Genomic DNA, 15,265 nt, shown 5'->3' with positions numbered 1-15,265 from the left:
TGATGTAAAAAATCAGGAGGATATACTTTGGCGGAATATCGACGCTTTGTGGCGTATGTATATGAATATCTGAAAGGAAAAAAGGGGAGTAACTGTGGATTCATCAGGGTAGAAGCATGGGGGAAAGTGTGCAGGATGGAGATCCATCTGCGCTGTCCGGGACTGCTTGCGGGAACGGAATGTGGTGTTTATGGGTTTGTGAGGAAAAAAGGACTGCTTGACGGCAGCAGGATCGGAAACTGCCGGACGGAAGAGGGAAAGATGGACTGTCTGCTGGAAACGGAGACGATGGCTGTCGGGCAAGGGAAGATCCCGCTTGGGGAAATGAATGGTATGGTGCTGATCCTGGAAAGTGGAGGATTCTTTGGCACAGAATGGGATGACCAGCCGATCCGGCCGGAGGACTTCCGGGTGATGCCGGAGGCACGGAAGGAGCCGAAATCTGATGGGGAATCGAAGCGTGTTGGAACGGAAGAAGGAAAGACTGATCGTGGAGGACAGGAGCAGGAAACGGAAGATGCGAAATTGATGGGAAGTCTACACAATAATGTAGAAAATGCTGGCGAGGATGAAAGAGATATAGTGGATGGAAACATAACGGAACAGAGTGCAGGTGAAGGGGCGATGAAATCTCAGGATAAATCGTCGCAGGATATGGACACTTCGCGGCCGGAAATCCATACTCAGTCCATAGAAGGGCAGGAAATCGAAGAATATCCGCGTCCACCGTATGGTCCGGTGCCGGGAGGACCGAATCGTCCACCGAAGCCACCGCGCCCACCGCATCAGCCAGGGGCAGGTCATCCGGTACCGCCGCCGATGCCGGGTCCAGGTCGCCCAGTACCACCCCCGCCGCCGCGTCCACCACACATGCCCGGGCAGGCTCGTACATCGAAGCCTATCGGTACCCCATGTGACGCATTTAACGATGGCGAGCTGACCGACTGCCGCAAGATCACCCCGGAAGAACTCTGCTTCCTGGGCCGCCGCGCCTGCATGCTGCGTAACAATCGCTTTTTACAATACGGCTACTATAATTTCGGGCATCTTCTTCTCTGCCGTAATACCTGCGGACAATGGATCCTCGGTGTCCCCGGCGGTTACGACCAGCAGGAACGCTTCATGGCGAATATGTTCGGCTTTTCCTATTTCAAAGAAAGTCCCAACATCCGCATCCCAAAAGGCAAAGGAGGCTACTGGTATCGCCTAATCGATGCCCCGAATCTCAACTCTTGAGATATTTTCCAGAAGAATCTCCCGGAAATGTTCCAGTTCTTCCAGAGAATAACTGCTGAATCCAGGCTGCAGAACCTCGTCCGAGTCTCTGTAAGCCTGGAGATAATAAGCTTTGGCACCCTTTAACCATACGCCGATCTTATGGAAATCTTCTTCGCTGTGCAGTTCGCGTACAACTGTCGTCCGGAATTCATAATCCAGTTTCCCGTGCAGCAAAAAATCAACCGTTTCTTTTACCGCATCCAGATCGGGCTTCAGAAGCCCGGTCAGGGAAGGGTAATTCTCCGGACAGGCTTTGATATCGACAGCAGCCATCTGGATGAGATCTTTTTCTGCAAGATCTTTCAAAACTTTTGGCTGCGTTCCGTTTGTGTCAAGTTTGACCGGATATCCCATCTCGCGGATTTTAACAATAAAATCTTCAAGGTCTGCACTCAGTGTCGGTTCCCCGCCGGAAATACAGACCCCTTCCAGAATCCCGGTCCGCTTTTTGAGAAAACGCAGAACTTCTTCCTCAGAAATCTCCGGCTCCTCGGAAGGATGCAGCACCAGAGAACTGTTCTGGCAGAACGGACAGCGGAAATTGCAGCCGCCAAGAAAGACCGTCGCCGCAACCCGCCCCGGATAATCAAGTAATGTCGTTTTATTTAAACCATGTATATGAGGCATGATTTCCCCTTCTTTCATCATGATATCTGATATTTTATTCTAGTTATTTTTCGTTGCTTTTGCAAGCGGATTTCTTTATACTGGATAGCAGTAACTGATTGTTACTGTTCAGAAAGCAAGTGAGTTGAAGGTTCATGGAAATCAGGAGGCAGGATGACTCTACGGGAGGTAAAACGCTTAAAGCCCCATGAAATTTAGAGGTCTGAATGACTTGACAGGAAGTAAGTTATTTAAAGGTCTACAGAAATTGGAGAGGGAAATGACTGGGAGATGAGTAAGTTATAAGGAAGTCAACAGAAGTTAGGAGTTTTGGATGACTACGGTAAAAGAAAGTAGCAACAGAGTACATAAATTCAAAAAAATGGATGGTTTGAATTGTACTTGTCTACAGGCAAGTCAATAAATTGTCCCCATGAGGATGGTCCAGAGGACACTTATTTACATGAAGGTCTTTCTACCTGAAATACCAGTGAACAGTAACAACTAATTAGAAACTCCATCAGATAAAAAAGGGAGAAATTATATTGACAGAACAGGAAAAATTCATGAAAGAAGCGATCCGTCAGGCCAAAAAAGCCCGGGCACTGGAAGAAGTTCCGATCGGCTGTGTGATCGTATACGAAGGCAAGATCATCGCAAGAGGATATAACCGCAGAAATACAGACAAGAACACCCTGTCCCACGCAGAACTGAACGCGATCCGCAAAGCAAGCAAAAAACTTGGCGACTGGCGGCTGGAAGGCTGCACGATGTACGTGACACTCGAACCATGCCAGATGTGTGCCGGCGCACTCGTCCAGTCACGGATCGATGAGGTGGTGATCGGAAGCATGAATCCCAAAGCAGGATGTGCGGGCTCAGTCCTGAACCTTCTTGAAGTAGAAGGCTTCAATCATCAGGTAAAAACCACCAGAGGCGTCCTCCAGGAAGAATGCTCCACAATGCTGTCCGACTTCTTCCGCGAACTCCGCGAAAAGAAAAAACAACGCAAAATGCTCGCAAAGCAGGAAGCACAGCAAATGCAGGAGCAGAAAACAGAGGAACAGTAAATCTTGTTTTTTGCAGAAATCGTGCTATGATAATAAACAAAGAGTGATTGCAGAAGCCGTATGTTGAACAGCAATCCGATAAACGAGGAGGAAATGAAAATGACAGTAGAAGCATTAAGAAAAGACATGGTAGCAGCCATGAAAGCAAAGGATAAAACAACCAAGGAAGCAGTATCCGCTCTGATCTCCGCAGCCAAAAAAGCAGCCATCGACGAAGGATGCCGTGATGATATTCCGGAAGCGCTGGTTGACCGCGTGATCCTCAAAGAATTAAAGACAGTCAAAGAACAGCTCGATACCTGCCCGGAAAGCCGTGAGGACCTTCGTGCAGAATACCAGGCAAGATACGATGTAATCGCAAAATACGCACCACAGCAGATGAGCGCAGAAGAGATCAAGACTTATCTGGAAGAGAAATTCGCAGAAGTTCTCGCAACCAAGAACAAAGGCCAGATCATGAAAGCTGTCATGGGCGACCTCAAAGGTAAAGCAGACGGCAAACTCATCAACCAGGTAGTAGCAGAGTTCTGCAAATAAAACACGGAATAAACAGACCGGAAACTGTCAGGTAAGAAATCCTGTAGTTCCCGGTCTGTTTGTATAAAGAAACTTCTGCCTGTAAAAAATAAAAATACTCCAATGCCATCTCTGTCATCGGAGTATGAAAGTTCTTTATTTCCGCGCGCCGCACTTCGAAATGTTCCCATGGACGTTACCTCTACAGTTAACTCGGCCCAGGCACCCTCACGGCACACAAGAGGTTCTGCTTAGTGCTGCTGCATTCCTGCCCTGACACGGTTCACAGAGTCCTGTTGCGTGAGACCCAAACGTCAACGCCACTTATAAAGGGCAGCCCCACAGGAGACAAGCCTCAGATTGGCATCACCCCTGCTGTAGCGGATTGCAGGTACAGGGCACCGCTATCTCCCCGGCTGCGCGGAATTTAAGTATAAACGATTTTTGTATACTTGTCAAGAGGGGGCAAAGTATTATATAATAGAAATCAAATTGCAGATGTTTTTTGATACAGATTTTTAAACGACTGCAAAATCTACTTTGCGTAGAAAACAATACGCAGTGAGGAGGACAATTCTATGATCAAGAGAATCGGAATGTTGACAAGCGGCGGCGACTGCCAGGCTTTAAATGCAACCATGCGAGGTGTTGTAAAGGCTCTGTCCAATACAGTGGACGACCTGGAAGTTTACGGCTTTGACGATGGATATAAAGGACTCATCTACGGCAAATACCGTATGCTGACCGTGAAGGATTTCTCCGGTATCCTGACAAGAGGCGGCACGATCCTCGGTACATCCCGTCAGCCATTCAAACTGATGCGCGTGCCGGATGAGAAGGGCCTTGACAAAGTAGAGGCTATGAAACAGACCTACTACAAACTCTGCCTGGACTGCCTCGTTATCCTTGGAGGAAACGGAACACAGAAAACAGCCAATCTGTTAAGAGAAGAAGGTCTCAACATCATCCATCTTCCGAAGACGATCGATAATGATATCTATGGCACAGATATGACTTTTGGATTCCAGAGTGCAGTAAATATCGCTACCAACGCGATCGACTGCATCCACACAACAGCAACTTCTCATGGCCGCGTATTTATCGTGGAGATCATGGGACACAAGGTTGGAAGCCTGACACTCCATGCCGGAATCGCAGGCGGCGCAGATATCATCCTGATCCCTGAGATCCCATATGATATCAAGAAAGTATGCTCCGCGATCGAGAAACGTAACAAAGAAGGCAAGCGTTTCACGATCCTCGCAGTAGCCGAGGGTGCGATCTCCAAGGAGGACGCAGAACTTCCTAAGAAGAAATACAAAGAAAAACTCGAAGCAAGAGCCAAGAAATACCCGTCAGTTTCCTACGAGATCGCAGATCAGATTAATCAGGTCATCGGAAGCGAAGTACGTGTCACTGTTCCGGGACACATTCAGCGAGGCGGCGAGCCGTGCCCGTATGACCGCGTTCTTTCTACAAGGATCGGTGCAGGTGCAGCAGAGGCCATTCTGGATGAGGAATACGGCATCATGATCGGTATCATCAATGGCAAGATCAAGAGAGTTCCGCTTGCAGAATGCGCTGGCAAACTCAAGATGGTTTCTCCGAAAGACCAGATCGTCAAAGCAGCCAAACAGATCGGTATCAGCTTCGGAGACTGAGACTAAACAATAACTGCCGCCGCGGGAGTTTTCCTGCGGCGGCTTAATGCCCGGGGATATTGACGGGAAACTGCCCGCCCGGGCAGGAAAAGGAGTACAATTATGAGTTATACTGCCCTGTACCGGAAGTTCAGGCCTGATAATTTTGCTGATGTCAAGGGGCAGGACCACATTGTGACAACGCTGACGAATCAGATCAATGCCAACCGCATCGGACACGCATATCTTTTCTGCGGAACGAGAGGTACCGGTAAGACGACTGTAGCGAAGATCCTCGCCAAAGCAGTCAACTGTCAGCATCCGGTCAATGGAAGCCCCTGTAATGAATGCGAGATGTGCAAAGCGATCCAGGCAGGAACTTCGATGAATGTGATCGAGATCGATGCGGCATCCAACAACGGTGTTGACAACATCCGTGAGATCCGGGAGGAAGTAACTTACCGCCCGACGGAGGGCAATTACAAGGTGTACATCATCGATGAGGTGCATATGCTTTCTACGGGAGCTTTTAATGCACTGCTCAAGACTCTGGAGGAGCCGCCGTCCTATGTCATCTTTATTCTGGCGACGACGGAGGCGCACAAGATCCCGATCACGATCCTTTCCAGATGTCAGAGATATGATTTCCACAGGATCTCGATCGACACGATCGCAGCCCGCCTGACAGAACTTCTTAAGGCAGAGGGCGTAGAGGCAGAGGAAAAAGCCGTCCGTTATGTGGCAAAAGCCGGCGACGGTTCCATGCGAGATGCGCTGAGTCTTCTGGATCAGTGTATTGCCTTTTATCTTGGTCAGACGCTCACCTATGACAAAGTCCTGGAAGTCCTGGGAGCCGTGGACACAGAAGTTTTCAGCAAACTTCTGCGAAAAGTCCTCGCAGGAGATGTGACCGCTGCGATCCGTAGCCTGGAGGAACTGATCGTAGGAGGAAGGGAACTGAGCCAGTTTGTAGGAGATTTTACCTGGTACATGCGAAACCTTCTCCTGGTCAAAACTTCCGACAATCCGGAAGAAGCGATCGACGTCTCATCTGAGAACCTCAAACTTCTCAAAGAAGAGAGTGAAATGACGGATATCGATACTCTGATGAGATACATCCGTATCTTTTCGGAACTTTCAAACCAGATCCGTTTCGCAACACAGAAACGAGTTCTGGTGGAGATCGCGCTGATCAAGCTCTGCCGTCCGGCAATGGAGACAAATCTGGATTCTGTCCTTGACCGTATCCGTGTGCTGGAACAGAGGATCGATGAGCGTCCGGTGCAGCAGGTCGTTGTCCAGAGTGCGGGAGCATCCGTACAGGAAGCAGCCCCGATCCCGGCAGCACCACCGCAGAAAGCCGCCCCGGAGGATCTGCAAAAGATCGTATCCGGCTGGAAGGTGATCGTCGGTCAGACGACGGCAGCTTTTAAGCAGGCACTTCTGCAGTCAATCCCGAAATACAACGGAGAGACAGGCGAGCCGATACTGTATGTAGAGTTCCAGACACCGCTCGGCAGGCTTTATCCGGATGATTCCGAGGCAAAGCAGGAACTTCAGGCGATCATTGAGAAGCAGCTTGGTAAGAGCGTCGAACTTCATATGCTTGTCGCAGAGGATCATCAGCAGACAAACCTGACACAGATCACGGTGGATCAGGCGATCCGCCAGAACATCCATATGGATGTACAGATAGAGGAAGAGCCAGGCTCATCCCTGGAGGAGTAAAGAATAAAAATTTTAAGTTAATGGAGGATTTACAATCATGGCAAAACGTGGAGGATTCCCGGGCATGGGTATGCCTGGAAACATGAACAACTTAATGAAACAGGCGCAGAAAATGCAGCGTCAGATGGAAGAAAACCAGAAAGCATTAGAAGAAAAAGAATTCACAGCAACCGCAGGCGGCGGAGCAGTAGAAGTAACCATTTCCGGTAAACGTGAAGTGACCAAAGTCAAACTTGACGAAGAAGTAGTAGATCCGGATGACATCGAAATGCTTGAAGACCTGATCGTAGCAGCTACAAACGAAGCTCTGCGCAAAGTCGAAGAAGAATCTACAGCAGTAATGTCCAAACTCACAGGAGGACTTGGTGGCTTAGGCGGAGGACTTCCTTTCTGATGGAATATTACAGCACACACATCAATAAGCTGATCGAGCAGCTGTCCCACCTTCCGGGAATCGGACCGAAATCCGCCCAGCGTCTGGCTTTTCATATCATGAATATGCCGAAGGACCAGGTAGGGCAGCTTACCTCATCCATCACAGAAGCAAGGGCAAAAGTTCGCTACTGCAAAAACTGCTGTACTCTGACCGATCAGGAACTCTGCCCGATCTGTGCAAATCCCAAGAGAGATGCAAGCACGATCATGGTCGTGGAGAACACCAGAGACCTTGCTGCCTATGAAAAAACCGGCAAATACGACGGTGTGTACCATGTACTTCACGGTGCGATCTCCCCGATGCTCGGCATCGGACCGGACGACATCCGTCTCAAGGAACTGATGCAGAGACTGCAGAAAGACGTAAAAGAAGTCATCATTGCGACAAATTCCAGCCTGGAAGGTGAGACAACGGCGATGTACATCAGCAAACTGATCAAACCGACCGGGATCAAAGTCACCAGGATCGCCAGCGGCGTGCCGGTAGGCGGAGATCTGGAATACATTGACGAAGTGACCCTGCTCCGTGCGCTGGAAGGCAGAGTCCAGCTTTGACAGATTTTCAGACAAAAAGCAGAAAGAGGTGACAGGCTTTGGCTAGAAAGAAGGCAACTTCTTCCCAGGTGGCAGAAAGGGCAGGGGTTTCCCAGGCCACTGTATCGATGATCCTCAATCGCAGAAATAATGTTTCTTTTTCGGAAGAAACGATAGAGAAGGTAGAGCGTGCCGCCAGAGAACTGGGGTACGAGCTGCCTCACCGCAAGCACAAAAACAATGGCAGGAAAGAAAAACTGATCGTTGTTTTTTGTCCTACTCTTACCAGTCCTTACTATGTCCTTCTGCTTCAGGGTATTGAATCTGTAGCAAACGAGAAGGGCTACGGCGTTTTTATCTGCAATACGCAGAGAGATGCCAGACTGGAAGAGCGGTATCTGAGGATGATCGGAAACATAGAACCACAGGGAATCATTTATACCTGCAATCCAAATCCGGATTTTCAGAAGAGAGTGGAGGAACTGGCACGCAGGATTCCTCTGGTTATCATCAGCAACAAAGAAAAGACGATCACCGTAGACGCGATCAATCAGGACAACACTATGGTAGGCAGGCTGATGGCACGCCACCTCCTGGACCTGGGACACAGAGATGTGGCGTTTATCACACCGCCCCTGACAAGGAGACAGTGGCAGCGTTCCAGGAGGATTGACGGTTTTGTCAAGGAATACGAGAAGGAAGGGCTTGGAGGACATGTCCTCATCAAAGCAGCCGATGAGTCGATCGACCGCAGGATGCCCCGTATGGATTCTGAATATTCCATGGGCTATCAGCTTACGATGGAACTTCTCAAAGAACAGCGCAAGTTTACCGCGATCGCCGGTCAGAATGACATGATGGCGATCGGTGCGATCGATGCGCTGGAGGAATCCCGGATCCGTGTTCCGAAGGATGTGTCCGTGATCGGCTGCGATGATATTTTTTATTCAGGGATCCGCAGGCTTTCGCTGACGACGATCGACCACTTTGTTGCCCTCAAAGGCAGAGATGCCTGTGATATCATCATAAGAAAGATCACGACAAATGATCAGTTTTATACAGGGCTTCAGCCAACGAGTGTTTATAACATCGAATACACACCGAAGCTGATCGTCCGCAAGACAACTGCATACGCGAGAACGACAGATGAGAAAGATAAAAAATAAAATAAATATATTGGGCTGAAATTATTATTAATAATTTAAAATCCCCTTCGGGAAACGATCAAAAAAACCATAAAATGTACTTGGATTTATACAAAATCCATTTGATTTTCACTCGAAGTTATTAATAAAATGCGAATTTATTAATAAAAAAATTATTAATAATTTTTGCCCGCCTTGACCTCAAAAAACTATCTGCTATAATGAAATCATCAAAGCGATGCTATTCAAAAACAGCAGAATTCAGGAGGAATCAATCATGAAATTTTTTATCGACACAGCCAATGTAGAAGACATCCGTAAAGCAAATGACATGGGAATCATCTGTGGTGTTACCACAAATCCGTCCCTGATCGCAAAAGAAGGAAGAGACTTCAACGAAGTGATCAAAGAGATCACATCTATCGTTGACGGACCGATCAGCGGTGAAGTTAAAGCTACCACAACAGACGCAGAAGGAATGATTGCAGAAGGACGTGAGATCGCAAAGATCCATCCGAACATGGTAGTTAAGATCCCTATGACAGTAGAAGGACTGAAAGCAGTCAAAGTTCTTTCCAAAGAAGGAATCAAAACAAACGTTACTCTGATCTTCACAGCTAACCAGGCTTTACTTGCTGCAAGAGCAGGTGCTACCTATGTATCTCCGTTCCTTGGAAGACTTGATGATATTTCCACAGACGGACTTCCGCTGATCCGTCAGATCGTTGAGATGTTCGAAGTAGCAGGAATCACAACAGAGATCATCTGTGCAAGCGTTCGTCATCCAATCCATGTAACAGAGTGTGCTCTTGCTGGTGCAGACATCGCAACAGTTCCATACAAAGTTCTTGAGCAGATGACAAAACATCCTCTGACAGACGCTGGAATCGAGAAGTTCCAGAAAGACTACAAAGCAGTATTTGGTGAATAATATAAAGTTACTGTTCACCCCGTTCACAGTAACTTGGTCAAAATCCATTCCAAATCACCTATGGTGATGGGATTTTGCCCTGTATGTCTCGGGATTTTGCCATATTCATGGAAAAACACCCTGTGAACAGTAACAATATAACAATACATATCGCTTGACGAATGCTGGAATTGGTTGTAGCATGAGTCTGTTGTAAACTAATAAAAGGAGAAATAATCATGGAGAAATTAGAGCTTCAGAAGATTGCGAACGAAGTCCGCAAAGACATCGTGACCGCAGTTCATGCTGCAAAAGCCGGCCATCCGGGCGGATCTTTATCAGCAGCAGATTTATTCACATACCTGTATTTTCAGGAAATGAACATCGATCCGAAGGATCCTAAGAAAGCTGACAGAGACCGTTTCGTACTGTCCAAAGGACATACAGCACCGGGACTTTACTCTGCACTTGCTGAGAGAGGATATTTCCCGAAAGAAGACCTTAAGACACTTCGTCATCTCGGATCTTATCTGCAGGGACATCCGGATATGAAACACATCCCGGGTGTTGATATGACAAGTGGATCTCTTGGACAGGGAATCTCCGCAGCAGTAGGAATGGCACTTTCCGCAAAACTGAGCGATGAATCTTACAGAGTATATACACTTCTTGGTGATGGCGAGATCCAGGAAGGTCAGGTTTGGGAGGCAGCTATGTTTGCCGGATTCCGCAAACTGGACAACCTGGTAGTGATCGTGGACAACAACGGACTTCAGATCGACGGTAAAGTTGACGAAGTATGCTCTCCATACCCGATCGACAAGAAATTCGAAGCATTTAATTTCCATGTGATCAACGTTGCAGATGGAAATGACATGGATCAGCTCAAAGCTGCATTCGATGAAGCAAAAGCAACCAAAGGAATGCCGACTGCGATCATCATGAAGACAGTCAAAGGTAAAGGCGTATCCTTCATGGAAAACCAGGCCGGATGGCATGGCAAAGCTCCGAATGACGAGCAGTATGCACAGGCAATGGAAGATCTGGAGAAAGTAGGTGAAGCATTATGTCAGAAGTAAAGAAAATCGCTACAAGAGCAAGCTACGGCGCAGCTCTGGTGGAACTTGGTAAAGAACATGAGGGTCTTGTTGTTCTGGACGCTGACCTTGCTGCAGCTACTCAGACAGGAATGTTCAAGAAAGAATTTCCAGAGCGTCACATCGACTGCGGTATCGCAGAGTGCAACATGGTAGGAATCGCTGCAGGTCTTGCAGCTACAGGTAAGGTTCCGTTTGCCAGCACATTTGCTATGTTTGCAGCAGGACGTGCTTACGAGCAGATCCGTAACTCCGTAGGATATCCGCATCTGAATGTCAAGATCGGTGCAACTCATGGTGGAATCTCCGTTGGTGAAGACGGTGCAACACATCAGTGCTGCGAGGATTTCGCTCTTATGAGAGTTGTTCCTGGCATGGTAGTTATGTCCCCGGCAGATGATATCGAAGCAAAAGCTATGGTAAAAGCTGCTTATGAATACGAGGGACCAGTTTATATGAGATTCGGTCGTCTGGCAGTGCCGGTGATCAACGACAACCCGGATTACAAATTTGAGATGGGTAAAGGTATCGTTCTCCGTGAGGGTAAGGACGTTACGATCGTTGCAAACGGCCTCTGCGTAGCAGCTTCCCTTGAAGCAGCAGAGAAACTGGCAGCAGACGGAATCGAAGCCAAAGTTATCAATATCCACACGATCAAACCTCTTGACGAAGACCTGATTGTTGCAGCAGCAAAAGAAACCGGCAAAGTTGTCACAGTAGAAGAACATTCTATCATTGGCGGACTTGGCGGCGCTGTATGCGAATGCCTTGCAGAGAAAGCTCCTGTACCGGTAAAACGTATCGGTGTCAACGACAGATTCGGTGAATCCGGACCGGCAGTTGCTCTTCTTGAGAAATATGGTCTGGATGGAGAAGGTATCTACAAACAGGTCAAAGAATTCGTCTAAGATCTGAGATCTGTTACAGGAATCATTTCGAGGATTCCCTGAACGATCGTGTCCGCGAGGAAAACGACCGTAGACAGGCGAGTCGTCTGGAGCGTGAGCTGTTCAAGCACACCGGAGACATTGACGATCCCTGTAATATGAATATGGCCGACTGACGGCAGCTGTTTATGAATTGCGGCACCTGGGTAAAGTGCACCATTTGCGATGGTCACATAACCCAGGTGCTTTTTTTGTCCCAGAGAAGCGTCTATAGCAACGATCAGAGCCTCTGGATGACGTTTTCGGATGAAGGAATACATGGCAGTGAGGTTCAGGGCGTGAACGGGTTGAAAAAGCGTTCCGTAGACTGTGAAATCTGGTGTGGAACAACTGCTTAATTTCTGACCGACAAAAGGTCCGAGACAGTCACCTGTAACCCTGTCTGTTCCAATGCAGAGAAAGACAAGTTCCGACCACTTTTCCTGGTGATCGAGAATACACTGTTTCAAAGTGTGAGAGATCCGAAGTACCGAATCCCTCTGACTGGCATTAATATAAAAAGTCATAAGAAAATCCTCATAATTTATTTTTGATCTGAGATTCCGGCTATATTTTCCTGTTTCATTGTATCCCGGTTCGTTCTGAATTATGCAGATGCAGAATCTGTCGTTAAATTTTGAGAAAAGGCTCTTATATTATGCCAAAATCCGCGGTTTGGATATGCTATCCTGATGCCTGAAGGGGTGATAGGATATGATAGAAGTCATTTATAAGGATGAGAAACAGGAGGTAAATGACGGAGAAACAGGGTGGAACCTGCCGAAGAATATACGTCAGATCGGACTTGCCGGGGAGAATTACAGGATCTATATAGAGGATTATGTCTATACATTCCTGCACAGGGCGGCACAGGCGAAGTGCCAGCAAGAAGAGGACAGTGGTATTCTGGCAGTTTTTCTCGGAGAGAACCGGTGGCAGTCCGGAACGGGGTATACATTTATCAGGGGAGCACTTCTGGCAGATGCCGGGGAGATCACAGAAGAACATATCGAGATCACGCAGAATATGTGGCAGAAGATCCACGAAGAACAGGAGAAATATTTTGAAGGGCAGGAGATCGTAGGATGGTTTCTGGCAAGGCAGTCATTGCCGATGGTGGTTTCTGAATTGATTGGGAAGGTGCACAGGAACCAGTTCGGCGGTGAGAAGATCCTGATGCTTATGGATACGGCAGAACAGGAAGAAGCTTTTTTTCGATACGAAAATAATTTCCTGGTGAGACAGAGTGGATATTATATCTATTATGAAAAAAATACCCAGATGCAGAATTACATGCTGGAAAAGAATCCTGAGATCCAGGAAGAGTCACAGGAAACCGTTCAGGATGATGCTGTCAGGGCATTTCGATCACTGATTCAGAAAAAGAAGAAAGAAGAACCTGAGGAAACAGAAGAGAAGACTTCTGTTTTTTCTTATGCGGCGACGGCGTGTATCGTGCTGGCACTTGCAGTGGTCGGTGTGCGCTTTTACCGGAATTATCAGGTGGGGCAGAACATTGAGGGAGAGACAAGGACTGCTTCTGCGGATATCATGCAGGAGACGGAGATTACACAGATTCCTGCCGCGTCTGTGCAGCAGGTGACACCGACTTCCTGGGCGGAGTTGACAGAAAGTCCGAAGATAACGCCGACAGCAGAGCCGACGCTCATTCCAACTGTTACGATCAGCGCAGAAGAGGCGCAGATCTACAAGGAAGAATCTGATACCAGGAAAGCACAGCGGCGGATCCAGCAGAAGAAGCAGAATGAAGAAGAGAGCACAGGACAGGATAACTCAGGTCAGGCCAGTTCAGATCAGGACAGCGAGACAACATCTGCAATGCAGACACGGGGCTCTTATACGATCCGTCCGGGAGATACTTTGTACCAGATCAGCATCGAAAATTATGGAACCATGGACAAAGTTGCTGACATCTGCCGCGCAAACGGTATTTCTGAGAACGAGATCATTTATCCGGGACAAATAATTGTATTGCCCTGAAAAGTTTGCTATAATCGGCATGTAACACAAAATAAATGATCACATAAGGCAAGGGTTAAAATGTTGAATATCCTAAAGAATCTGAAAAGAAAACGAAAAAAGAAGAATTCATTTGTGCACCGTGGTACGGTGATTACGATAGGTGTGATCGCGGCTGTGGCGGCACTTGTTTATTTTTATGTAGAGAAACGAAGCTATCATGATTATGAGATCCTTCAGACGAGCGAACAGGAGGACGTGGTTTCTACAGGCTATGAGGAGATGGCAAATGGAATTCTGCGCTACAGTCCGGATGGAGCTTCTCTGGTGAATAGCAGCATGGAGGCATACTGGAGTGTTCTGTATGAGATGAAGAACCCTGTTGCGGACATTAAGGGTGACAGAGCTGTTGTCGCAGATCAGGACGGCACATTGATCGAGATCTTTGACAAGGATGGTGAGACAGGAAGTGTGACGACATCTTATAATATTGTCAAGGCGAGGGTTTCCTCACAGGGAATGGTTGCTGCTATTCTTGATGGCGGGGATGCTACCTGGATCAATTTCTACAGTTCCGATGGTACGCTGATCGCAGAAAACCAGACACATGTTGCTGATCCGGGATATCCGATGGATGTGGCGATTTCGGACAACAGCGAGATCATGATGGTGACATATCAGTTTGTTGAGGGAAGCCAGACGACAAGTTATGTAGCCTTTTATAACTTTGGCGATGTGGGACAGAGTGAAGATGACCATATCGTAAGCGGCTATACTTATGAGGGCGTTGTGATCCCGCAGGTGGAATATATTGACGCAACCAGATCTGTGGCACTCAAGGACAATGGATTCACGACTTATTCTGGAGCCCAGATCCCGAAGGAAGGCACAACAGTAGAAGTTAAGAAAGAAATCGTAAGCACATTTTTTGATGAAAATACGATCGGCCTTGTATTCAAGAGCGGAAACAAAGACAAACAGTACAAAATGCAGGTATACAGCATAGATGGAACTCTCCGCTTCGAGAAGGAATTCAATGTTCCATATACAACGATCAAGATGAGTGATGGATGTATTCTTATGTACAACAGTTCTCAGATCTGCGTCATGAACAGCCGTGGAGTAGAACGTTATAATGGAACCATTGACGGTACAATCAACAACTTCTTCAAGATCGGCTGGAATAAGTACATGCTTGTGCTGGACAACGGTGTCAATGTGATAAAACTTAAATAAGGAGCAGCAGATGAATGTGACATGGCTTGGAATTGTTGTTTTGGCCATATTGATATTATGTGTATGGAGAGGATACAGTCGGGGATTTATCAAAGAAATCGTTTCTTTTTTCTTTGTGTTCCTTTCGCTTTCTCTTGCATGGGCGATCAATCCATATATAAATG

The 15,265-nt window shown here is 47.4% G+C and carries 16 protein-coding genes and 1 other RNA gene (1 of these 17 only partly in view); 14 read left to right on the top strand and 3 right to left on the bottom strand.

What is annotated here, in order from left to right:
- Positions 1–27: 27 nt before the first annotated feature.
- Complete coding sequence (locus tag DWX28_RS19510) at positions 28–1,236, top strand: DUF6128 domain-containing protein (RefSeq protein ID WP_173906855.1); 1,209 nt, start codon at positions 28–30, stop codon at positions 1,234–1,236.
- Here DWX28_RS19510 and DWX28_RS05915 read toward each other — a convergent pair.
- The gene (locus tag DWX28_RS05915) at positions 1,207–1,905 is read right to left on the bottom strand and encodes an anaerobic ribonucleoside-triphosphate reductase activating protein (protein ID WP_118252134.1); all 699 of its coding nucleotides are present in this window, start codon (positions 1,903–1,905) and stop codon (positions 1,207–1,209) included. The genes DWX28_RS19510 and DWX28_RS05915 overlap by 30 nt on opposite strands.
- A gap of 524 nt (positions 1,906–2,429) precedes the next feature.
- Between DWX28_RS05915 and tadA the strand changes: the two genes are divergently transcribed.
- Positions 2,430–2,954: a tRNA adenosine(34) deaminase TadA gene (gene tadA, locus DWX28_RS05910; RefSeq protein WP_118252133.1), complete on the top strand. Its 525-nt coding sequence runs from the start codon at positions 2,430–2,432 to the stop codon at positions 2,952–2,954.
- Positions 2,955–3,053: 99 nt separating this feature from the next.
- Positions 3,054–3,491: a GatB/YqeY domain-containing protein gene (locus DWX28_RS05905; protein WP_022214437.1), complete on the top strand. Its 438-nt coding sequence runs from the start codon at positions 3,054–3,056 to the stop codon at positions 3,489–3,491.
- A 141-nt stretch (positions 3,492–3,632) separates the two neighbouring features.
- Here the strand turns inward: DWX28_RS05905 and ffs are convergent.
- Positions 3,633–3,894: signal recognition particle sRNA large type (gene ffs, locus DWX28_RS05900), an RNA gene on the bottom strand.
- A 154-nt stretch (positions 3,895–4,048) separates the two neighbouring features.
- On the opposite strand from ffs, the gene DWX28_RS05895 reads away from it, so the two are divergent.
- From DWX28_RS05895 to DWX28_RS05860, 8 genes are all read left to right on the top strand, one after another.
- Positions 4,049–5,131, top strand: a complete 1,083-nt coding sequence (locus DWX28_RS05895) for a 6-phosphofructokinase (protein ID WP_022214438.1) — start codon at positions 4,049–4,051, stop codon at positions 5,129–5,131.
- 102 nt (positions 5,132–5,233) lie between these two features.
- Positions 5,234–6,838 (top strand): DNA polymerase III subunit gamma/tau, encoded by a 1,605-nt coding sequence (gene dnaX, locus DWX28_RS05890; protein ID WP_022214439.1) that lies wholly within the window; start codon positions 5,234–5,236, stop codon positions 6,836–6,838.
- A gap of 37 nt (positions 6,839–6,875) precedes the next feature.
- Complete coding sequence (locus tag DWX28_RS05885) at positions 6,876–7,232, top strand: YbaB/EbfC family nucleoid-associated protein (protein WP_022214440.1); 357 nt, start codon at positions 6,876–6,878, stop codon at positions 7,230–7,232.
- Positions 7,232–7,828: a recombination mediator RecR gene (recR, locus tag DWX28_RS05880; protein ID WP_022214441.1), complete on the top strand. Its 597-nt coding sequence runs from the start codon at positions 7,232–7,234 to the stop codon at positions 7,826–7,828. Before DWX28_RS05885 ends, recR begins: the two co-directional genes overlap by 1 nt.
- 38 nt (positions 7,829–7,866) lie before the next feature.
- Complete coding sequence (locus DWX28_RS05875; protein ID WP_022214442.1) at positions 7,867–8,973, top strand: LacI family DNA-binding transcriptional regulator; 1,107 nt, start codon at positions 7,867–7,869, stop codon at positions 8,971–8,973.
- Positions 8,974–9,229: 256 nt separating this feature from the next.
- The gene (gene fsa, locus DWX28_RS05870; protein ID WP_022214443.1) at positions 9,230–9,883 is read left to right on the top strand and encodes a fructose-6-phosphate aldolase; all 654 of its coding nucleotides are present in this window, start codon (positions 9,230–9,232) and stop codon (positions 9,881–9,883) included.
- A gap of 218 nt (positions 9,884–10,101) precedes the next feature.
- Positions 10,102–10,941 carry a transketolase gene (locus DWX28_RS05865; RefSeq protein ID WP_022214444.1) on the top strand — a complete coding sequence of 280 codons (840 nt, stop codon included), beginning with the start codon at positions 10,102–10,104 and terminating at the stop codon, positions 10,939–10,941.
- Positions 10,929–11,867 (top strand): transketolase family protein, encoded by a 939-nt coding sequence (locus tag DWX28_RS05860; RefSeq protein ID WP_022214445.1) that lies wholly within the window; start codon positions 10,929–10,931, stop codon positions 11,865–11,867. Before DWX28_RS05865 ends, DWX28_RS05860 begins: the two co-directional genes overlap by 13 nt.
- Here DWX28_RS05860 and yyaC read toward each other — a convergent pair.
- Positions 11,864–12,412 (bottom strand): spore protease YyaC, encoded by a 549-nt coding sequence (gene yyaC / locus DWX28_RS05855; RefSeq protein ID WP_022214446.1) that lies wholly within the window; start codon positions 12,410–12,412, stop codon positions 11,864–11,866. The two genes, DWX28_RS05860 and yyaC, sit on opposite strands and share 4 nt — an antisense overlap.
- Positions 12,413–12,599: 187 nt before the next feature.
- On the opposite strand from yyaC, the gene DWX28_RS05850 reads away from it, so the two are divergent.
- From DWX28_RS05850 to DWX28_RS05840, 3 genes are all read left to right on the top strand, one after another.
- Positions 12,600–13,886 carry a LysM peptidoglycan-binding domain-containing protein gene (locus DWX28_RS05850; protein ID WP_022214447.1) on the top strand — a complete coding sequence of 429 codons (1,287 nt, stop codon included), beginning with the start codon at positions 12,600–12,602 and terminating at the stop codon, positions 13,884–13,886.
- Between the two features lie 114 nt (positions 13,887–14,000).
- Positions 14,001–15,101: a DUF5711 family protein gene (locus tag DWX28_RS05845; protein WP_243002354.1), complete on the top strand. Its 1,101-nt coding sequence runs from the start codon at positions 14,001–14,003 to the stop codon at positions 15,099–15,101.
- 10 nt (positions 15,102–15,111) lie between these two features.
- Positions 15,112–15,265: the start of a CvpA family protein gene (locus DWX28_RS05840; protein WP_022214449.1), read on the top strand. 545 nt of this gene lie beyond the right edge of the window; the window shows 154 of its 699 coding nt (coding positions 1–154); its start codon is at positions 15,112–15,114; its stop codon lies beyond the right edge, outside the window.

This window comes from Blautia sp. AF19-10LB, from assembly GCF_003461245.1.
Taxonomy (GTDB): Bacteria; Bacillota; Clostridia; order Lachnospirales; family Lachnospiraceae; genus Blautia_A; species Blautia_A intestinihominis.
This window is presented reverse-complemented; position numbering and strand designations above follow the sequence as displayed.

Bases quoted from the DNA above. Each gene is read 5' to 3' on its own strand.
- DWX28_RS05915 (WP_118252134.1), bottom strand. From the start codon at position 1,905: ATGCCTCATATACATGGTTTAAATAAAACGACATTACTTGATTATCCG.
- DWX28_RS05905 (WP_022214437.1), top strand. From the start codon at position 3,054: ATGACAGTAGAAGCATTAAGAAAAGACATGGTAGCAGCCATGAAAGCA.
- DWX28_RS05895 (WP_022214438.1), top strand. From the start codon at position 4,049: ATGATCAAGAGAATCGGAATGTTGACAAGCGGCGGCGACTGCCAGGCT.
- dnaX (WP_022214439.1), top strand. From the start codon at position 5,234: ATGAGTTATACTGCCCTGTACCGGAAGTTCAGGCCTGATAATTTTGCT.
- DWX28_RS05885 (WP_022214440.1), top strand. From the start codon at position 6,876: ATGGCAAAACGTGGAGGATTCCCGGGCATGGGTATGCCTGGAAACATG.
- recR (WP_022214441.1), top strand. From the start codon at position 7,232: ATGGAATATTACAGCACACACATCAATAAGCTGATCGAGCAGCTGTCC.
- fsa (WP_022214443.1), top strand. From the start codon at position 9,230: ATGAAATTTTTTATCGACACAGCCAATGTAGAAGACATCCGTAAAGCA.
- DWX28_RS05865 (WP_022214444.1), top strand. From the start codon at position 10,102: ATGGAGAAATTAGAGCTTCAGAAGATTGCGAACGAAGTCCGCAAAGAC.
- DWX28_RS05860 (WP_022214445.1), top strand. From the start codon at position 10,929: ATGTCAGAAGTAAAGAAAATCGCTACAAGAGCAAGCTACGGCGCAGCT.
- yyaC (WP_022214446.1), bottom strand. From the start codon at position 12,412: ATGACTTTTTATATTAATGCCAGTCAGAGGGATTCGGTACTTCGGATC.
- DWX28_RS05850 (WP_022214447.1), top strand. From the start codon at position 12,600: ATGATAGAAGTCATTTATAAGGATGAGAAACAGGAGGTAAATGACGGA.